At 72.3% G+C, this 18,625-nt stretch carries 18 protein-coding genes and 3 pseudogenes; 13 read left to right on the top strand and 8 right to left on the bottom strand.

The genetic code is table 11. From position 1 onward, the window contains the following. Positions 1-14 precede the first annotated feature (14 nt). The 3 genes from WHN02_RS13460 to WHN02_RS13470 all read right to left on the bottom strand — a co-directional run bounded on the left by WHN02_RS13460 (position 15) and on the right by WHN02_RS13470 (position 3,060). A complete protein-coding gene (locus WHN02_RS13460) occupies positions 15-800 on the bottom strand; it encodes a PQQ-dependent sugar dehydrogenase (RefSeq protein WP_434743628.1) in 786 nt (261 codons plus the stop codon). Positions 801-1,102: 302 nt separating this feature from the next. Next, positions 1,103-2,482 carry an IS607 family element RNA-guided endonuclease TnpB gene (tnpB, locus tag WHN02_RS13465; RefSeq protein WP_434743629.1) on the bottom strand — a complete coding sequence of 460 codons (1,380 nt, stop codon included), beginning with the start codon at positions 2,480-2,482 and terminating at the stop codon, positions 1,103-1,105. Then, positions 2,479-3,060, bottom strand: coding sequence for an IS607 family transposase (locus tag WHN02_RS13470; RefSeq protein ID WP_434743630.1), 582 nt, complete (start codon positions 3,058-3,060; stop codon positions 2,479-2,481). The genes tnpB and WHN02_RS13470 overlap by 4 nt, the downstream gene beginning before the upstream one ends. Positions 3,061-3,282: 222 nt before the next feature. Between WHN02_RS13470 and WHN02_RS13475 the strand changes: the two genes are divergently transcribed. The 8 genes and pseudogenes from WHN02_RS13475 to WHN02_RS13510 all read left to right on the top strand — a co-directional run bounded on the left by WHN02_RS13475 (position 3,283) and on the right by WHN02_RS13510 (position 7,844). Next, positions 3,283-3,648 carry a hypothetical protein gene (locus tag WHN02_RS13475; RefSeq protein ID WP_434743631.1) on the top strand — a complete coding sequence of 122 codons (366 nt, stop codon included), beginning with the start codon at positions 3,283-3,285 and terminating at the stop codon, positions 3,646-3,648. Between the two features lie 93 nt (positions 3,649-3,741). Beyond that, a complete protein-coding gene (locus WHN02_RS13480) occupies positions 3,742-4,566 on the top strand; it encodes a DUF1206 domain-containing protein (protein WP_434743632.1) in 825 nt (274 codons plus the stop codon). Positions 4,567-4,647: 81 nt separating this feature from the next. After that, positions 4,648-5,898 (top strand): mechanosensitive ion channel family protein, encoded by a 1,251-nt coding sequence (locus WHN02_RS13485; protein WP_434743633.1) that lies wholly within the window; start codon positions 4,648-4,650, stop codon positions 5,896-5,898. Between the two features lie 266 nt (positions 5,899-6,164). Beyond that, positions 6,165-6,599 (top strand): phage holin family protein, encoded by a 435-nt coding sequence (locus WHN02_RS13490; protein WP_434743634.1) that lies wholly within the window; start codon positions 6,165-6,167, stop codon positions 6,597-6,599. Beyond that, positions 6,596-6,754 (top strand): annotated as a pseudogene (locus WHN02_RS13495) (DUF3618 domain-containing protein); the annotation flags it as partial. The gene WHN02_RS13490 and the pseudogene WHN02_RS13495, both read left to right, overlap by 4 nt. A 132-nt stretch (positions 6,755-6,886) precedes the next feature. Further along, positions 6,887-7,081: pseudogene (locus WHN02_RS13500) on the top strand (DUF3618 domain-containing protein); the annotation flags it as partial. 44 nt (positions 7,082-7,125) lie between these two features. Next, positions 7,126-7,350 (top strand): DUF4235 domain-containing protein, encoded by a 225-nt coding sequence (locus tag WHN02_RS13505; RefSeq protein WP_434743951.1) that lies wholly within the window; start codon positions 7,126-7,128, stop codon positions 7,348-7,350. A 290-nt stretch (positions 7,351-7,640) separates the two neighbouring features. Next, positions 7,641-7,844 (top strand): cold-shock protein, encoded by a 204-nt coding sequence (locus tag WHN02_RS13510; protein ID WP_088962828.1) that lies wholly within the window; start codon positions 7,641-7,643, stop codon positions 7,842-7,844. 169 nt (positions 7,845-8,013) lie between these two features. Here WHN02_RS13510 and WHN02_RS13515 read toward each other — a convergent pair whose 3' ends face one another. Then, positions 8,014-8,208, bottom strand: coding sequence for a hypothetical protein (locus WHN02_RS13515; RefSeq protein ID WP_434743952.1), 195 nt, complete (start codon positions 8,206-8,208; stop codon positions 8,014-8,016). 77 nt (positions 8,209-8,285) lie between these two features. Continuing rightward, positions 8,286-9,269 (bottom strand): aldo/keto reductase, encoded by a 984-nt coding sequence (locus WHN02_RS13520; RefSeq protein WP_434743635.1) that lies wholly within the window; start codon positions 9,267-9,269, stop codon positions 8,286-8,288. A gap of 114 nt (positions 9,270-9,383) precedes the next feature. Between WHN02_RS13520 and WHN02_RS13525 the strand changes: the two genes are divergently transcribed. Beyond that, the gene (locus WHN02_RS13525) at positions 9,384-10,409 is read left to right on the top strand and encodes an adenosine deaminase (RefSeq protein ID WP_434743636.1); all 1,026 of its coding nucleotides are present in this window, start codon (positions 9,384-9,386) and stop codon (positions 10,407-10,409) included. A 222-nt stretch (positions 10,410-10,631) separates the two neighbouring features. On the opposite strand, the gene WHN02_RS13530 is transcribed toward WHN02_RS13525, so the two are convergent. Together WHN02_RS13530 and WHN02_RS13535 are read right to left on the bottom strand one after the other, a co-directional pair. Continuing rightward, positions 10,632-12,035 carry an ATP-binding protein gene (locus WHN02_RS13530; protein WP_434743637.1) on the bottom strand — a complete coding sequence of 468 codons (1,404 nt, stop codon included), beginning with the start codon at positions 12,033-12,035 and terminating at the stop codon, positions 10,632-10,634. Positions 12,036-12,064: 29 nt separating this feature from the next. Continuing rightward, a complete protein-coding gene (locus WHN02_RS13535) occupies positions 12,065-12,754 on the bottom strand; it encodes a response regulator transcription factor (protein ID WP_350897855.1) in 690 nt (229 codons plus the stop codon). Positions 12,755-12,827: 73 nt separating this feature from the next. Between WHN02_RS13535 and WHN02_RS13540 the strand changes: the two genes are divergently transcribed. After that, the gene (locus tag WHN02_RS13540) at positions 12,828-13,748 is read left to right on the top strand and encodes an ADP-ribosylglycohydrolase family protein (RefSeq protein ID WP_434743638.1); all 921 of its coding nucleotides are present in this window, start codon (positions 12,828-12,830) and stop codon (positions 13,746-13,748) included. A 311-nt stretch (positions 13,749-14,059) separates the two neighbouring features. Here WHN02_RS13540 and WHN02_RS13545 read toward each other — a convergent pair. Beyond that, a pseudogene (locus WHN02_RS13545) lies at positions 14,060-14,542 on the bottom strand (DUF1775 domain-containing protein); the annotation flags it as partial. 195 nt (positions 14,543-14,737) lie between these two features. Here WHN02_RS13545 and thrS point away from each other — a divergent pair. The 3 genes from thrS to WHN02_RS13560 all read left to right on the top strand — a co-directional run bounded on the left by thrS (position 14,738) and on the right by WHN02_RS13560 (position 18,624). Then, positions 14,738-16,744 carry a threonine--tRNA ligase gene (gene thrS / locus WHN02_RS13550; protein ID WP_434743639.1) on the top strand — a complete coding sequence of 669 codons (2,007 nt, stop codon included), beginning with the start codon at positions 14,738-14,740 and terminating at the stop codon, positions 16,742-16,744. 112 nt (positions 16,745-16,856) lie between these two features. Then, on the top strand, positions 16,857-17,369 hold the full coding sequence (locus WHN02_RS13555; RefSeq protein WP_434743953.1) for an HIT family protein: 513 nt from the start codon (positions 16,857-16,859) through the stop codon (positions 17,367-17,369). A 190-nt stretch (positions 17,370-17,559) separates the two neighbouring features. Continuing rightward, on the top strand, positions 17,560-18,624 hold the full coding sequence (locus WHN02_RS13560; protein WP_434743640.1) for an aldo/keto reductase: 1,065 nt from the start codon (positions 17,560-17,562) through the stop codon (positions 18,622-18,624). Position 18,625 lies beyond the last annotated feature (1 nt).

The raw sequence follows: 18,625 nt of genomic DNA on the forward strand, positions 1-18,625 counted from the left end.
GAGGGGTGGACCGGTCAGGGCTCCAGGCGCAGGATCCGGTCGTCGTCAGGCCCCGGGGCACCACGCCCGTCACGGTTGTTCGTCAGCACCCACAGGGAGCCGTCCGGGGCGGGTTCGACGTGGCGCAGCCGCCCGTACTCACCGGTCAGCAGCGACTCGGCGCCCTGCCCGTCGGTGCCGATCCGGTAGAGCCGCTGCCCCCGCAGACAGGCCACGTAGACGGTGTCGTCGACGATCGCGATGCCGCTGGGGGAGGCCTCGTGGGTGGCCCAGGTCGCCACCGGCCGGACGTACCTGTCGTCGTCGGAGTCCCCCTCCACCTCCGGCCAGCCGTGGTTGCCGCCGGGCTCGACCCGGTTGAGCTCGTCGTACCGGTTCTGCCCGAACTCGGCGGCGAAGAGGGCACCCGTGGAGTCCCACGCCAGCCCCTGCACGTTGCGGTGGCCGTAGCTGTAGACGGGGGAGTCGCCGAAGGGGTTGCCGGGGGCGGGTCGACCCTCCGGGGTGAGCCGCAGGATCTTGCCGGCCAGGGAGTCCCGGTCCTGGGAGCTGTTCCGGTCCCCGGCGTCCCCGGTGCCGACGTAGAGCATCCCGTCCGGGCCGAAGGCGATCCGACCCCCGTTGTGGGTACGGGCCTTGGGGATGCCGGTGAGGACCGGCTTCGGGGTGCCCCCCTCCAGGGTCATCCGCACGATCCGGTTGTCGTCCTCGGCGGTGTGGTAGAGGTAGATCCAGCCGTCCTCGGGGTAGCTGTCGGCGACCGCGACCCCTATCAGGCCCCCCTCGCCGCCGGCGACCACCCCGGGGAACCCGGGTCACCTCCCCGCTGAGGCCCCCGGCGACCCGCAGGAGCCGCCCGCTGTCCCGCTCGGTGACCAGTGCCGAGCCGTCCGGGAGGAAGGCCACCCCCCAGAGGGTCGCCAGCCCGGTCAGCACCGTCTCCAACCCGGCCGGGTCGACCTGCGGCGGGTCTGCCACCGACGGGTCGGTGAACCACCCCCGCCAGTACGCCGCGCCGCCCACCACGAGCACCATCACCACTGTCAGCGCCCCGGCGAGCACGATCCGTCCCCGGGCGTACCTGCGGTCGTTCCGTTACCTCTCAGTGCGCTTTAGTGAGCACACGGTTGGTAGTCCTGCCTTGCGGCGGGACGGTCCCGGTCTGACCGACGGATGCCGTGCCGGGTTCACGCTTCGACGCCACCTGCCCGCGTACGCGGGTCTTCTGGTCGGCTCCACGTGCTGCCACCGGGCCACTCCCGGCGGTGTCGAACTCGGCCGCGAGAGCGGCCAGGTTGAGCGAGGCGTTGCGGTCGCGGTCGATGACCAGACCGCACGCCTCGCAGGTGTATTCGCGCTCGGACAGGGCCAGCTTGGCTTTCACCGTGCCGCAGTCCGAGCAGGTTTTCGAGGACGGGTACCAGCGATCGGCCACGAGTAGCCGGCTGCCGCTCCACGAGGTTTTGTATGCCAGCTGGCGGCGGATCTCCGCGATCCCGGCGTCGGTGATGTGCCGGGCCAGCTTGCGGTTGGCGAGCATACCGGTGATGTTGAGGTCTTCCACCACAACCGTGCCGTGCTCGCGGGCGAGCCGGGTGGTGAGTTTGTGCATCCCGTCGCGACGCAGATTCGCCACGCGGGCGTGTGCCCGGCCGAGCCGGGCCGCTGCCCGCTCCCACCGCTTCGACGGCCGACGTCCGGTGCGCCGGTCGGGGCCGGTCTTGCGCGACAGCGCACGGCCGAGCGAGCGCATCCACTGGTGCGCGGCGACCAGGTGGCGCGGGTTGTCGACCAACTCGCCGGTGGACAGCACCGCGAGATGCTTGATCCCCACGTCGACACCGACCACCGACACGGGCCGGGCGGGGGTGTGTTCGGCCCGTTCGGCCTCGACGGTGAACGACACGTGCCAGCGTCCGCCGTCGCGCCGTACGGTCGCGGACATGATCCGGGCGGTGCCGTTGTCCAGGCGGCGGGCCAGCTTGCGGGCCGACTCGTGTAGCTTCAATCGGCCCAGCCGGGGCAGCACGACATGCATCCGGTCGGGCTCGACCCGGATCGCCCCGGTCGTGAACCGCACGGATGGCGTGGTGCGGCGGCGAGACTTGAACCGGGGAAACCCGACCGGTCGACCGGCACGGACGCCCGTGCGGGAGTCGGCCCAGTTCTTCAACCCGCGCGCGAGCGCGTCCAGGCCGGTGTTGAACGCCTCCTTGGACACCTCGCCCCACCACGGCGCAACCTCCGCCTTCACGGTGTTCCACGCCTTCCGCAGGCCGGCCAGGGACCAGGACAGCGACGGCGTGAGCTGCTCGTCCGGCACGCCGTAGGAGCGTTCGGCGGTCCGCTGGTCCATGACCGCCTTGACCCGGGCGAGCGCCCAGTTGTGCGCGACCCGGGCCGCCCCGGCATGGGCGAGCACGTCACGCTCCTGGCCGGGGGTGAGGTCAAGGGCGAACCGGTACGCCTGGATCGCCTTCACGCCGGGCCGCTCTCGGTGGCGACCTCGACCGCGCGGCGGGCACGGTTCGCGGCGGCACGACGGCCGTACAGCCGGGCACACAACGACGTCAGGATCTCGGTCACGTCTCGGACCAGGTCATCATCGACCTCGGCCGGGTCCACCACCAGCAGGCGGCGGCCTTGCGCGGTCAGAGCGGCCTCGACGTACTCGGCACCGAACCGGGCGAACCGGTCCCGGTGCTCGACGACGATCGTCGACACAGCAGGGTCGCGGAGCAACGCGAGGAACCTCTCACGGTGCCCATCGAGTGCGGACCCGACCTCGGTCACTACCCGGTCCACGCCGAGTCCCTGCCCGGTGGCCCACACGGTGACCCGGGCGACCTGCCGGTCCAGGTCCGTCTTCTGATCGACTGACGACACCCGGGCGTACACCACCGTCTGCCCAGTCTCGACCCTCGCGCCGGTGATCGGTTCACCGACCATGATCAGGCGGCCGAGGCGGTACGCGGGAACAGGCAGCGTTCCGGACTCGTACCGCCGACGTGCCGTCGCGTACGAGACTCCCGTGGCCGCCGCCCATTCCTTCAAATTCACGACGCCGACCATAGTCGACTAGTGGGCACTCTTGACGACCGAAAGGCATCAGTTGTCAGCCCTCATCGCCCGACCCTATCCGCCCCCGCCCGCCCCCGCCCGTCCGCCGACCCCTGTCGACCGCGGGATCTCGGTGCTCGACGGGCAGCTCACTCCACTCTCGACCCGAAGGGTGATCTTGGATGCTGTTCGGGGTCGCCTCGGTCTCGTACGCTGAGCGGCGTGACGAACCGCACCGGTACCCCCCACCACACCCCCATCCGCCGCGCCGCAGGTCTCCTGGCCGGTCTGGCACTCGGTGTCGCCCTCCTCGCCGGTTGCAGCTCCGAGGGAGCCTCCACCGACTGCGGCCTGGACGCCTGCACCGTCACCTTCGAACGTGGCGTCGAGGCGCACGCCACCATCCTCGGCGTCGAGACCCGACTCGTGGGCGCCGAAGGTGACCAGGTCACCGTCGAGGTCGCCGGGGAGCGGCTGTCGCTCACCGTCGGACAGCAGGCCGCCGAGGTCGGCGGCTTCAGCGTCACGCTGGACAGCGTCACCGACCAGCAGGTCCAGATCCGGGTCGCCCGCAACCCCAACGGCTGACCGTAGGAGGGCTCCGACCGGCCCCGACGCGGTTGCGGCCGGGCCGGTCGGCACAGACGTTTGGGAATCTCCACATTCGGAGATTGAGGCGCCATGTCTCTCACCCGGAACGCCGAAGCCACCGCCTCGAAGACGGCGAACAGCCGGTGGCTCGAACTCCTCGCCCGGGCCGGTTTCATCGGCTACGGGGTGGTGCACCTGCTGTTCGCCTGGCTGGCCCTCCAGATCGCCTTCGGCAGCTCGCCCGACGACGGCGACCAGTCGGGAGCCCTCCGTACCCTCGCCGCCCAGCCGATGGGCAAGTTCATCGTGATCGCCATCGGGGTCGGCATGGTCGCCATGGCCCTGTGGCAGCTCACCCAGGCCGCCGTCGGTCACGTCAGCGAGGAGGGCAACCGACGCATCGTCGAGCGGGTCCTCTCGGGCGCCCGGACCGTGGTCTACGGCTGGTTCGCCTTCACCGCGTACAAGGTCGTCAACAGCGCCTCCTCCTCGAGCAGCGCCGACCAGCAGGAGGACATGACCTCCAAGCTGATGGAGTCCACCGGCGGTCGGTGGCTGGTCGGTTTCGTCGGCCTGGTGGTCGCCGGCATCGGTATCGGCCAGGCGATCTACGGGATCAAGAAGAAGTTCGAGAAGAACCTCAAGACCGGTGAGATGAGCGCGAAGACCCGTCAGCTCGCCCGCAAGCTGGGCATGGCCGGGTACGCCGCCCGTGGCTCCGCCTTCGCCGTCGCCGGTGTCCTGGTCGTGGTCGCCGCCGTCAACTACGACCCGGAGAAGGCCCGGGGCCTGGACGCCGCGCTGCGGACCCTGCGGGACCAGCCCTTCGGCACCATCCTGCTCGGACTCGTCGCCCTGGGCATCGCCGCCTTCGGCGTCTACTGCTTCCTCCAGTCCCGGTACCGCAAGGTCTGACGACCTGGTCGATTCCGGGTCTGCCGGGCACCATGGGGGCTTTGCGCCCAGATGGTCAGCCGGGCAGAGGGAGAGGAACACGTGCAGAACTACCTGACGACGGTCGTCGCCGCGCTCGGCGCGGCGACGGCCGCGTTGTTGCTCGTCGGCGTCGCACACCGGGTGATGCGGCGGCTCGGCCGTCGGTCCCTGCTGCTGAGCGAGCTCACCGAGCACGCACACCGGTCCATCCAGGTGACGGCGGTCGTCCTGGCCGTGCAGTTCGCCGTCCGGTTCAGCACCGGGTACGCCGTCGGCACCCCGTGGCGACAGATAGTGCTGCACCTGCTCGTGCTCTGCGTGATCGCCAGCACCGCCTGGCTGGTCACCTCGCTGCTGGTGGTGGTGGAGGACACGGCCCTGGCCCGGTTCCGGGTGGACGTCCCCAACAACAGGCACGCCCGACGGGTCCGGACCCAGGTGGTGATGCTGCGCCGGGTCACCATCGCGGTGATCGTGGTGCTGACCCTCGGCGTGATGCTGATGACCTTCCCGGCCGTACGGGGGATCGGTGCCGGTGTCCTGACCAGTGCCGGTGTCGTCGGTGTGGTCGCCGCACTCGCCGCACAGAGCCTGCTCGGCAACGTCTTCGCCGGGCTCCAGCTGGCCTTCAGCGACGCCGTACGCCTCGACGACGTGGTGGTGGTGGAGGGGGAGTGGGGCCGGATCGAGGAGCTGACCCTCAGCTACGTGGTGGTGCAGATCTGGGACGACAGGCGACTGGTCCTGCCCACCTCCTACTTCACCAGCACCCCGTTCCAGAACTGGACCCGGACCGAGGCGGCGGTCCTCGGCACCGCGATGTTCGACGTCGACTGGTCGGTGCCGGTCCAGGCGATGCGGGAGGAACTGCGTCGGGTGGTGGAGAGCACCGACCTGTGGGACGGCCGGGTCTGCGTCCTGCAGGTGGTCGACGCCACCGGCGGCACCATCCAGATCCGGGCACTGGTCAGCGCCGCCGACTCCGGCAGCCTGTGGGACCTGCGCTGCGTCGTCCGCGAACACCTGGTGGCCTGGGTACGCGACCAGCGGCCCACCGCCCTGCCCCGGATGCGGGCCGAGGTCGGCGAGGAGTCCAGCACCCTGCCCTGGCAGTCGGGACAGCTCCGACGCCCGACCCGCCGCTCCGGACGTGCCCCGATCGAGTCGAACCCGCCGGACGACGCCCGCCTCTTCGGCGGCAGCGACGACGGCGACGCCCGCAGTGAGGCCTTCGTCGGTCCCGCCGAGGACGGCGAGCACCGCGAGGAGCCGGCCGAGGCCCCGAACGGCCGCGTCGAGGCCCGCCGCTGACCCGCTGCCGTCCCCCGACGCGACCCGGGTCGTCGTGACCTTCGCACCCCGACGCGACCCGGGTCGTCGTCCGCCCTGTCGACCCCGTCTGCGCCCCCGACGCGACAGGGTCGTCGTGACCTTCCCGCCCGGGTCGGCGTTGCACCTGCCGGGTGGTCTGTCCGGAACGGGTGTTTGACGGGCTCCGTGACGGGGACTGCTGCCCACCAGGATTGACCGGTGCCCGGTCGGGGCATACAGCGCGGTGACGGTGAAAGGAGGGCAGCATGACAGAGGTGGCGAATTCTCGTACGACTCGGACCGGGGCCGAGCCGTCCACCGCGGAACTGGTGCAGCGGGCGACCGAGCAGGTGTCGCGGCTGATCCGGGACGAGCTGACACTGGCGCGGGCGGAGTTGACGGAGAAGGGCCGCCACGCCGGCATCGGGGTGGGCCTCTTCGGTGGTGGCGGTGCCCTGGCGTTCTACGGGCTCGGTGCGCTGATCACCGCGGTGGTCCTGCTCCTGGCGACCTGGATCGCCGCCTGGCTGTCCGCCCTGATCGTGGCGGTGGTGCTCTTCGTGGTCGCGGGCATCCTCGCGCTGGCCGGTAAGAAGCAGGTGAAGCAGGCCGTTCCGCCGGTCCCGGCGGCGGCGGTGACAAGCGTCCGGGCGGACGTCGACACGGTGAGCGCCGCGGTGAAGGACGGGAGGCGGCCATGACGGCCAACGGCAACGGCAACGGCACCGGGGACGCCGAGGCCCTGCGGGCGGAGATCCGGCGTACCCGGATGGAGTTGGGCGAGACGGTCGAGCAGTTGGCGGCCAAGGCCGACGTCAAGGCCCGCCTCAAGGACTCCGCCGATCACGCCAAGGAGCGGGTCAAGGACTCGGCCGACCACGCCAAGGAGCGCGTGAAGGAGTCCGCCGACCACGCCAAGGAGTTGTTGAAGGGCTCCGCCGGGCAGGCGAAGGAGCGGCTGAGGGGTTCGGCCGACCACGCCGGCAGGCGGGTACGCGAGCAGACGTCGTCGACCGCCGCGCGGGTACGCGGACAGGCGGCGCACACCGCCGAGGTGGCGCGGGGTCAGGCGCACGAGACGGGCGAACTGGTCCGGCGTAACCCCGTACCGTGGGCGGCCGTCGCCGCCGGTGCGGTGGCGGCAGTGGTGGTGTTGTTGGTCATCAGGGGGAGGAACAGGTGAGCAGGCGCGTCAACAAGGCCGTCTACAAGCCCGTCGGGGTTCTGATGGGACTGGCCGCCGGTGCGGTGGCGGGTGCTGTCTTCCGACAGGTCTGGAAGTTGACTGCCGGGGACGGTGACGCACCGAACCCGACCGACGAGGACCGCCGTTGGGTGGAGATCCTGGCTGCGGCGGCGCTGCAGGGTGCGATCTTCTCGGTCGTCCGGGCGGCCGTCGACCGTGGTGGTGCAGTGGGGGTACGGCGGATCACCGGCCAGTGGCCCGACTGAGCACGACCCCTCTCGAAGACCCCCTCCTGACCTGCTCAGAGGGGGTCTTGTCGTGGTCGGGGTGGCCCCGGCCGGGGAGCGTGAGGCATCGGTCAGGTCACATGTCGGAGAAATTCGTCGGGTAGGCTGTGCAGAGATTTTGCGTACGTGGTTTGCTGTTCCACGCTGTCGAGAGACGGCGTGGTTTGAGAGAAGTTCCCTTTACCGGGGGCCGCCTCAGGCTCCGCTTCTCGAAGACGGCCAATCGGCCGTACGGCGTGCTCGGCCGCCAGTTTTAGAAGGAGATTCACATGGCGCAGGGAACCGTGAAGTGGTTCAACGCTGACAAGGGCTTCGGCTTCATCACCGTCGACGGCGGGGGTGCTGACGTGTTCGTCCACTTCTCGGCCATCCAGTCCAGCGGCTACCGCTCGTTGGAGGAGAACCAGCGGGTGGAGTTCGAGATCGCTCAGGGCCAGAAGGGCCCGCAGGCCGAGCAGGTCCGCCCCATCTAAAGCGTCGCCGGCCGGTCGCCGCCGCTCATCCCGGCGGTCCCGACCCGTGAACGCGATCGAGCCCCGTATCCGTAGGGATACGGGGCTTTTTCGCAGGCCGGTCCCACCCGTCCGAGGCTGACCCGGGCACCCCCGCCCGACGTCGCAGGAGGCGACCGGTCGACCGGGGTCAGGGGCGTCGACGGGCGCGCAGGGCGAACCAGAGCACCCCGAGCCCCACGACGAGCAGGACCGCCCCGACCACCGCCCAGACCGGCTGGTCGCTCATCAGGCTGCCGCTGACGAACCCCAGGCCCTGCACCGTCCAGACCGCCCCGAGGACCACCGCCAGCAGCCCCAGGGTCAGCGCGAGCCAGTCCTTCATCGGAGCCCCCTTCGCCGCGACGCCGCCCTGCGGACCAGCCTGCCCCGCCGGATCACCGGCGGGGGGCGCCACGCCGTTCACCACCGGTCGTGCACCTGCGGGCGGACCACCTGGTCGTACGTGTCACGGACCGCGTCCAGCTCCGCGTCGGTCAGCGGCGCCACCGTGGCGGCCTCCGCGTTCGCCCGCGCCTGGTCGGCGTTGCGCGCCCCGGGGATCACCACCGTCACCCCCGGCTGGTCGATGATCCAGCGCAGCGCGAACTGGGCCACCGACCGGTCCGCCCCGACGAGCGGCACGAGCCGGCGGACCGCTGCCAGCCCCCTGTCGTACTCCACCCCGGAGAAGGTCTCGCCGACGTCGAAGGACTCCCCGTGCCGGTTGTAGGTGCGGTGGTCGTCGGCGGGGAAGGTGGTGTTCTCGTCGTACCGCCCGGAGAGCAGGCCGCTGGCGAGCGGGACCCGGGCGATGATGCCCACCCCGGCCTCGGCGGCGGCGGGCAGGACCCGCTCCAACGGCTTGTGCCGGACCGCGTTGAGGATGATCTGCACGCTGGCCACCCCGGGCCGGGCGATCGCGGTGAGCGCCTCGTCGCAGGTCTCGACGCTGACGCCGTACCCCGCGACGCGCTCCTCGGCGACCAGGGTGTCCAGCGCGTCGAAGACCGCGTCGTCGGCGAAGACCGGGGTCGGCGGGCAGTGCAGCTGCACCAGGTCGAGGGTGTCGACGCCGAGGTTCCTGCGGGACCTGTCGGTCCAGTCCCGGAAGTTCGCGAGGGTGTACGCCTCGGGGATCTGCTCGACCCGCCGTCCCATCTTGGTGGCCACTGTCAGTCCGGCGTCACCGCGCTCGCGCAGGAACCTGCCGATCAGCCGCTCGCTGCGCCCGTCACCGTAGACGTCGGCGGTGTCGAGGAATGTGACCCCGGAGTCCACGGCCGCGTTCAGCACGGCCAGGGCCGCGTCCTCGCTGACCTCGCCCCAGTCCGCACCGAGCTGCCAGGCGCCGAGGCCGACCACGCCCACGTCGCGGCCGAGCCGCGTGAATTTCCGTCTCTCCATTCGGCAGAGCCTAGTGACCGGCCGGTATCCCCCGCACCCCCGGCTGCGGCCCCGCCGCCGCGAGCCGGTGCCCCGGAGCTGGGAGACTACCGCCAGAACCGTCGAGGAGGAGCCGTGACCGACCTGTCCACGTTCATCGCCGGACTGCCGAAGGTGGAGCTGCACGTCCACCACGTGGGGTCCGCGTCCCCCCGGATCGTCGCCGAACTCGCCGCGCGCCACGAGGGCGACAGCCCGGTCCCGGCCGACCCGGACGCCCTGGCCGACTACTTCGCCTTCCGGGACTTCGCCCACTTCATCGAGGTCTACCTGAGCGTGGTGGACCTGGTCCGCGACCCCGAGGACGTCTGGCTGCTCACCCACGAGGTGGCCCGTGAGCTGGCCCGGCAGCAGGTCCGGTACGCGGAGCTGACAGTGACGCCGTACTCCCACGTCCGGCGGGGGATCCCCGCCCCGGCGTTCTGCGAGGCGATCGAGGACGCCCGACGGCGGGCCCAGGCCGACTTCGGGGTCGCCCTGCGCTGGTGCTTCGACATCCCCGGCGAGGCCGGACTCCCGGCCGCCGAACAGACGCTGCGGATCGCCCTCCAGGAACGCCCCGACGGCCTGGTCAGCTTCGGTCTGGGCGGCCCCGAGATCGGGGTGCCCCGACCCCAGTTCAAGCCGTACTTCGACGAGGCCCGGGCGGCCGGGCTGCGCTCGGTCCCGCACGCCGGTGAGACGACCGGCCCGGAGACGATCTGGGACGCGCTGCGGGAGTTGGGCGCCGAGCGGATCGGGCACGGGATCTCGGCGGTGGACGACCCGGACCTGCTGCGTCACCTCGCCGAGCGGCGGATCCCGTTGGAGGTCTGCCCCACCTCCAACGTCCGGACCCGGGCCGTGGCGAGCCTGGCCGACCACCCCCTGCCCCGACTGGTCGAGGCCGGGGTGCCGGTGACGATCAACTCCGACGACCCGCCGATGTTCGGGACCACCCTCGACGACGAGTACGCCGTCGCCGCCCGCCTGCTCGACCTCGACCCGGCCGGGGTGGCCGACCTGGCGCGTGCCGGGGTGGCCGCCTCGTTCCTGGCCGGACCGGAGCAGGATCGGATCATCGCCGAGATCGACGCTCATCTGGCCGCCGTGGACCGCTGACAGGTCGTCGAAGGGCGGGAGGGGAAACCGTGCGGCGCGCGGCGGAGACTGGTGTGGGGGACCGTCACTCCGCCGCGCGCCCGGCTGCACCGGCCGGGTGGGTGACAGGAAGTTCGGCCGGTGGAACTGATGGGTTCGCCGCCGATCATGGCACGGTCCGAGGCCCGCGGAGCCCCGGTTAAGCGGGATCTAAGAAAGACTTACGTCTGCGGACATGAGGGCTCAGTCCACTTCGGTCTCTCGGCCGCCCCACCGCCGACGGGCGCTTCGCGGCTCCCGGACCTCCCGGGCCATCCGACCCACCAGGCCGAAGCGGTTGACCGGCCGGGGCGCGGCATCCGGGTCGGCCAGCAGCATCACCACGCTGGCCCCGCCCATCCGGGCCCGGTCGATGCTCACCGAACCGTTCGCCTGCAGGGCCACCCGACGGGCGATGTCCAGCCCGAGCCCGGTCGACCCCTGGTCACTGGTGCCCCGGCGCAGCGCCCGGTCCGGGTCCGGGATGCCGGGGCCGGCGTCGTCGATCCGGATCGCCACGTATCCGTCACGGCGGGAGACCGCCACTTCGAACGCCGTACCCTGCGGGGTGTAACGGAAGACGTTGCCGATCACCGCGTCCAGGGCGGCGGCGAGTTCGGCCCGCGCCACCGGCACCGGAATCCGCAGGTGGGCGCCGGAGACCCGGTGCGGGCGGTTCTGGTCCCCGGCGAGCGCCGCCCAGAACACCATCCGGTCCCGGACCACCTCGCTGGCGTCACAGCTGCCCGGGGCGGTCTCCTGGGTGACAGCCTTACGGGTGGCGGTGATCAGCTCGTCGACCTCCCCCTCCAGGGTGACGATCGCCTGCCGGATCCGCCGGATCCCCCGAAGGCGGTCCAGCTCCGCCTGGCTCAACGGCCCCACGCTGGTGTCGTCGGACTCCAGGGCCTCCGCGTCGAGCCGGAGCACCGTCAGCGGGGTCCGCAACCGGTGCGACAGGTCGGCCACCATCTCCCGTTCGTCGGTACGCGAGACCACCAGCCGGTCCGCCATCCGGTTGAACGCGTGACCCGCCTCGGCCAGCTCCCGTGGCCCGCCGGGCTCGACCCGGACGTCCAGGTCCCCGCCGCCCACCGCGAGCGCCGCCCGGACCAGCCCCCGGGCCGAGTCGACGGCGCGGGCCGCCACCCGGTCCACCAGGATCACAGTGGCCCCGACGAGGGCGGCGCACACCGCCGCCAGCAGCCACCAGATCCGCTCCACGCCCTCGGTGAGGGCCGAGTCGGGGACGAAGACCTCCACCACCGCCACCGTCTCGCCGAGCGACACCGGATCGAGCCGGGCCACCCCACCGGGCACCGTCACCACCGCCGGTCGGCGGTCGGCGGCGACGGCGTCGAGGTCGGCCCCGTCCGCCCGACCGCCGGGCGTTCCGCCCCCGAGACCGTGGACCACGGGACGGGTCGCCGGATCGTCGCCGGTGGCCGCGACGGCCCGTTCCACCACCGCCGCCTCGGTGCTGACCGACAGCGCGCCGGTGACCAGGGCGCTGCGTCGGGCCGCGTCCGCGAGCGCGGCGTCGCGGGCCTGCTCGCGCAGGTTCGTACCGAGCGGAACCAGGAAGGCCAGCGCGACGAGGGTGCACATGCCGGCGGTGAGCCACGCCAGCGCCGTCCTCAGTCCGGTGCCACCAACCGGAATCCGACCCCCCGCACGGTGCGCAGGTAGCGCGGCTTCGCCGCGGACTCGCCCATTTTGCGGCGAAGCCAGTACAGGTGGACGTCGATCGTCTGGTCCTCGCCGACCGATGGCTGCCGCCATACCTCCTCCAAGAGTTCCCGCCGGGACACTACCCGGCCCGGACGGGCGGCGAGATACGCCAGCAGGTCGAATTCCTTGCGGGTCAGCGCCAGCGCCTCGCCGTCGAGGTGGGCGCTGCGTTCCCCCACGTCCACCCGGAGCCCGCCGACGGCGTGGACGGCCGGTGCGACGTCCCGGCTGGCCCGCCCGACCCGACGCAGGACCGTGGTGATCCGGGCGTCGAGGTGCGCCCCGGTGAACGGTTTGACCATGTAGTCGTCGGCCCCGGCCCGCAGCAGGCGGACCACCGACTGTTCGTCGTCGCGGGCGGTGGCGATGATGATCGGCACGTCGGTGATGCCGCGCAGCATCCGCAGCGCGTCGGAGCCGTCCAGGTCGGGCAGGCCCAGGTCGAGGACGACCAGGTCGGGGGTCTCGGCGGCCACCCGGCGCAGCGCCTCCAGCGCCGTACCGACGGCGTGCACGGCGTGCCCCCTGTCGGTGAGGGATCGCAGCATCGCGCCGCGTACGACGTGGTCGTCTTCGACCAGGAGCACGGTGGCCACGTCAAGAAGGTACTTCCCGTGGCAAGCCGACCCCGTTGCGGCACACCTGGGAACCCGGCAAGCTGGGACGGTAATGACGTACGTACTCTTCGCCGACACCCGTCTGGGGCTGGCCCGGGACGCCCTGGCCGGTCTGTCGGTCGGCGACGCCCTCGGCGAGCGGTTCGTCGGACCGGGGTCGACCCCGGCCGACCTGGCCGCCGGTCGGCTCCCACCGTCGCCCTGGCACTGGACCGACGACACCGAGATGGCCTGCTCGGTGGTGTCGGAGCTGGCCGCACTCGGGGAGATCGACAGGGACCGGCTGGCACGGGCGTTCGCCGACCGTCACCAGCCGCACCGTGGGTACGGCACCGGCGCGTCGACGCTCCTGCGCCTGATCCGTGCCGGCACGCCCTGGCCGGTGGCCGCCGCCTCGGCCTTCGACGGGCAGGGCTCCTGCGGCAACGGGGCCGCCATGCGGGTCGGCCCGCTCGGGGCGTACTTCGCCGACTCCACCGCCCGCGCCGCCGCCCAGGCCCGGGCCAGCGCCGAGGTCACCCACGCCCACCCGGAGGGGATCGCCGGGGCGCAGGCGGTCGCGGTGGCCGCCGCCCTCGCCGCCCGGGCCCGCCTCACCGACGACCGCCCGGCCCCGGACCGGCTGCTGGCCGCGGTGGCCGCCGCGCTGGACCCCGGAACCGACGTCCACCACGGGGTACGCCGCGCCGCCGCGCTCCTGGGTCGTCCGGTGGCCGACGCCGCCGACGCCCTCGGCAACGGCTCCCGGGCCGTCGCCCAGGACACCGTCCCCTTCACACTGTGGGTCGCGGCCACGCACCTCGCCGACTACCCGGCGGCGGTACGGGCCTGCGTGGCCGCCGGCGGTGACGTCGACACCACCGCCGCCGTCGCCGGGTCGGTGGTGGCCGCGCACACCGGCGTGGGGACACCCGGCGGGGTCCCGTCGGCCTGGCTGGCCTCCCGGGAGCCGCTGCCGGACTGGGTGTCCTGACCCGTCGCGGAGTCGTCGTCCCCGCCGGAACGCCGGAACCAGCGGCTGCCCAGCCACCCGAACGCCACCCCGCCGCCGAGCCCGGCCAGCAGCCCGCCGCCGAGCAGGACGTCGGCGCTCAACCAGCCCTCCTCGGCCGGCTCGTACGGTGCCGACCCGCCGAACTCGTGCGGCTCGGCGAGGCGGGAGCTGAGCGTCGGGTGGGCGTGCATCCCACCCCCGTGCTCCGCCGAACCGGCCGCCGGGGGCAGCAGGGTCAGCACCGGGGCCGGGTGCCGCCCGCCCGCCGGGTCGGCCCACCGGACCACGGTGTCGTCGGAGTAGGTCTGCACCACCTCGAAGGTCATCCGTTCGGCCTGCGGCAGCGGCCCCATGGAGACGGTGAGCCGGTGTGGTCCCGCCCCGCCGCCGGTGACCCGGACCCAGGTGACCGAGGCGGTGACGGTGTCGGTGCGGGGGCCGTGCAGGCTCACCACCGGCTCGTCCAGCTTCCGGCTGGTGATCTTCGGCGCCCACCCGTCGACGGACATCGGGTACGCCTCGGCGACCGGCGCGTCGGTCGGCAACCGCAGCTCGACCTGCCGGGTCCGGGCCCCGGGACGCTCCTCGGGCACCACGATCTCGAACTTCACCGGATCGCCCTGCCGGGCCTGCAGCGGGGTGCTCGTCACGTCCGCCGCCACCGCCGCGCCCGGCCAGGCCAGGACCCCCACGACCGCCACCGCCAGGGCGGCCAGCGGTCCGGTCCGGCTCCACCGGATGTCGCTACGGGTCATTGCGATCGGCCTCCCCATCGGTGTCGGGTCGCGGTGGCCGTACCGACTCCGGCCACACCCGAGTAGTTCGGGTGGGAGCCCGGAAAGGTTCAATCGGGGCGGGAACCGGGGCCGGGGTTCCTTTCCCGCCGGGAGGGGGGCGGGGCGGGACCGATAGCATCGCAGGGGCCGCCCGTCGGCCCTGTCCGTAACCCTTTGTCCGGAGGAGTCACCGTGTCAGCACCCCGTACCCCCGCAGTGGCCGACCCCGTCGTCGTCGCCGCCGGGACCACGGCGGCCGACGCGGTGGCCGCAGCCGGCCTGCCGACGAACGGCCCGAAGGCCGTCGTCGTGGTCCGCGACCCGCACGGACAGCTGCGGGACCTGGACTGGGCGCCCGCCGAGGAGACCACCGTCGAGGCGGTCACCCTCGACAGCCCGGACGGGCTGAACGTGCTGCGCCACTCGACCGCCCACGTGCTCGCCCAGGCGGTGCAGGACGTCTTCCCCGACGCCAGGCTCGGCATCGGCCCCCCCATCGAGAACGGCTTCTACTACGACTTCGCCGTCGACAAGCCGTTCCAGCCCGACGACCTGGCCAAGGTCGAGAAGCGGATGCAGGAGATCGTCAAGTCCGGCCAGCGGTTCCGGCGTCGCCGGTTCGACAGCCTGGACGAGGCGAAGAAGGAGCTGGCCGACGAGCCGTTCAAGCTGGAACTCATCGACGTCAAGGGGGAGGGCCTGGACTCCTCCGAGGTGATGGAGGTCGGCGGTGGTGAGCTGACCATCTACGACAACCTCGCCGCCAAGGAGGACACCGTCTGCTGGTCGGACCTCTGCCGGGGCCCGCACCTGCCGACCACCCGCCTGATCGGGGCGTTCAAGCTGATGCGGTCGGCCGCCGCGTACTGGCGGGGTTCGGAGAAGAACCCGCAGTTGCAGCGGGTGTACGGCACCGCCTGGCCGACCCGGGACGAGCTGAAGGCGTACCTCAAGCTGTTGGAGGAGGCCGCCCGGCGCGACCACCGCAAGCTCGGTGTCGACCTGGACCTGTTCAGCTTCCCCGACGAGCTGGGCTCCGGCCTGGCGGTCTTCCACCCCAAGGGCGGCATCATCCGCCGGGAGATGGAGAACTACTCGCGGATCAAGCACGAGCAGGCCGGGTACGCCTTCGTCAACACCCCGCACATCACCAAGGGCAACCTGTACGAGGTCTCCGGACACCTCGACTGGTACGCCGACGGGATGTTCCCGCCCATGGAGGTGGAGGGGGCGAACTACTACCTCAAGCCGATGAACTGCCCGATGCACGACCTGATCTTCCGGTCCCGGGGTCGCTCCTACCGGGAGCTGCCGCTGCGGATGTTCGAGTTCGGGACCGTCTACCGGTACGAGAAGTCCGGGGTGGTGCACGGTCTGACCCGGGTCCGTGGCATGACCCAGGACGACGCGCACATCTTCTGCACCGAGGAGCAGATGACCGGCGAGCTGAAGTCGCTGCTCGCCTTCGTCCTCGAACTCCTGCGCGACTACGGGCTCGACGACTTCTACCTGGAGCTGTCCACCCGCAACCCGGAGAAGTCGGTCGGCACCGACGAGAACTGGGAACGGGCCACCGAGGCGCTGCGTTCCGCCGCCGAGGAGTCCGGCCTGACCCTGGTGCCCGACCCGGGCGGCGCGGCCTTCTACGGCCCGAAGATCTCCGTCCAGGCCAAGGACGCCATCGGCCGGACCTGGCAGATGTCCACCATCCAGGTCGACTTCAACCTCCCGGAGCGGTTCGGTCTGGAGTACCAGGCCGCCGACGGCACCCGGCAGCGCCCCGTGATGATCCACCGGGCCCTGTTCGGGTCGATCGAGCGGTTCTTCGGGGTGCTCACCGAGCACTACGCCGGGGCGTTCCCGGCCTGGCTGGCCCCGGTCCAGGTGGTCGGCATCCCGATCCGCGACGACCACACCGGCTACCTGCAGGACTTCGCCGCCGCCCTGCGCGCCGAGGGGATCCGGGCCCAGGTCGACGCCGGTGACGACCGGATGCAGAAGAAGATCCGCACCGCCCAGCAGCAGAAGATCCCCTTCATGGTGATCGCCGGGGACGAGGACGTGGCGGCGGAGACCGTCTCGTTCCGGTACCGGGACGGCTCGCAGCGCAACGGGGTGCCGGTCGCCGAGGCCGTCGCCCACGTCCTGGACGTGGTCCGGTCCCGCGACAACGCCGGCCCCTCCGCCCTGGCCGAGTGAGACGGCCGTGCCCGCCGGGGACACCGGCGGGCACGGCCGGGTGCGGTGCCCGTCGGCCCCGGGTCGTAGGATCCCCGGTGTGACTGGGGCGGCGGGGCACAGCGACAGGAGCATGTCCGACGGGCTGGATCGGCTCTGGACACCGCACCGGATGACCTACATCTCCGGTGAGGACCGTCCGGAGGGGGGCTACGAACAGCCCACCGGCTGCCCGTTCTGCCTCGCCCCGGGGCTGGCCGAGCAGGACAGCCTGGTCGTCGCCCGGGGCGAACGGGTCTTCGTGGTGCTCAACCTCTACCCGTACAACCCGGGGCACCTGCTGGTCTGCCCGTACCGGCACGTCGCCGACTACACCGACCTCGACCCGGCCGAAACGGTCGAGCTGGCCACCTTCACCCAGACCGCGATGCGGGTGATCCGCCAGGTCAGCAGCGCCCACGGGTTCAACCTCGGGATGAACCAGGGCGGGGTGGCCGGTGCCGGGATCGCCGCCCACCTGCACCAGCACGTGGTGCCCCGGTGGGGCGGTGACGCCAACTTCATGCCGGTGATCGGGCAGACGAAGGTCCTGCCCCAGCTGCTCACCGACACCCGGGACCTGCTCGTGCGCGCCTGGCCGACCTGACCCGACCGCGCCCGCCGTCTTCGGTACGCCACCGCAACCCGCTGTGTCGTCGGGTCGTTTGGTGGTCGGCGTGGCCGAACCTTTCCGGCCCCGTTCCCGGCCGCGTCTTCGATGATCCGTGGGGCCCCGACCGCCCGTAAGGATGGTCATGATGGACGTCTGTCACTCGCTGCCCGGAACATTGACGGACATGAGGACACTGCGGTCGACTCGTCGGTTGGGCAGAAGCGGCATCGAGGTCAGTGCCCTCGGTATGGGCTGCTGGGCGATCGGTGGACCGTGGGCCGAGGGGAGCACACCCCTGGGCTGGGGGGCCGTCGACGACGAGGAGTCCGTCCGGGCCGTACGCCGCGCGCTGGACCTCGGCGTCACGTTCTTCGACACCGCCGACACGTACGGCGCCGGGCACGGCGAGCGGATCCTCGGGCGGGCCCTCGCCGGCCGCCGCCACGAGGCGGTGGTGGCCACCAAGTGGGGTTACACCTTCGACGAGCAGGCCCGGCAGGCCACCGGGAAGGACGCCTCCCCGACCTACCTGCGACGCGCCGTCCACGACTCGCTGCGTCGCCTCGGCACCGGCTGGATCGACCTCTACCAACTGCACCTGGCCGACCTTCCGGTGGCCCGGGGGCAGGACCTGGTCGGCACGCTGGAGGAACTGGTCGCCGACGGCCTGATCCGGGCGTACGGCTGGAGCACCGACCGGCCCGACCGGGCCGCCGCCTTCGGACGGGACGCCCCGCACGCCGCCGCCGTCCAGCACAACCTGTCGGTGCTGCGGGACGCCCCCGACATGCTCGCCGTCTGCAACCGGTACGACCTGGCCGGGATCAACCGGGGGCCGCTCGGCATGGGGCTGCTGACCGGCAAGTACGGTCCCGGCTCGACGCTGCCCCGCGACGACATCCGGGGCTGGACCTCCGGCTGGCTGGAGTGGTTCCGGGGCGGCCGACCCGCCCCGGAGTGGCTACGCCGGGTCGAGGCGGCCCGGGCGGCGTTGACAGCCGACGGCCGCACCCTCGCCCAGGGGGCGTTGGGCTGGCTGTGGGCGCGCAGCGACCGGACCATCCCGATCCCCGGCTGCCGCACCGTGGCCCAGGTCGAGGAGAACGCCGCCGCGCTGGCCTGGGGTCCACTCGAACCGGACCACTTCGTGGAGGTGGAACGTCAGCTGGCCGCCCTGCGCGCCGCCGCCCTCCGGGCCGTCGACAGGCCGTACTGGCCGAGCCCGATGCAGCCCGTCGCGGTGTCCTGAC

Source organism: Micromonospora sp. SH-82 (assembly GCF_051132485.1).
GTDB lineage: Bacteria > Actinomycetota > Actinomycetes > Mycobacteriales > Micromonosporaceae > Micromonospora.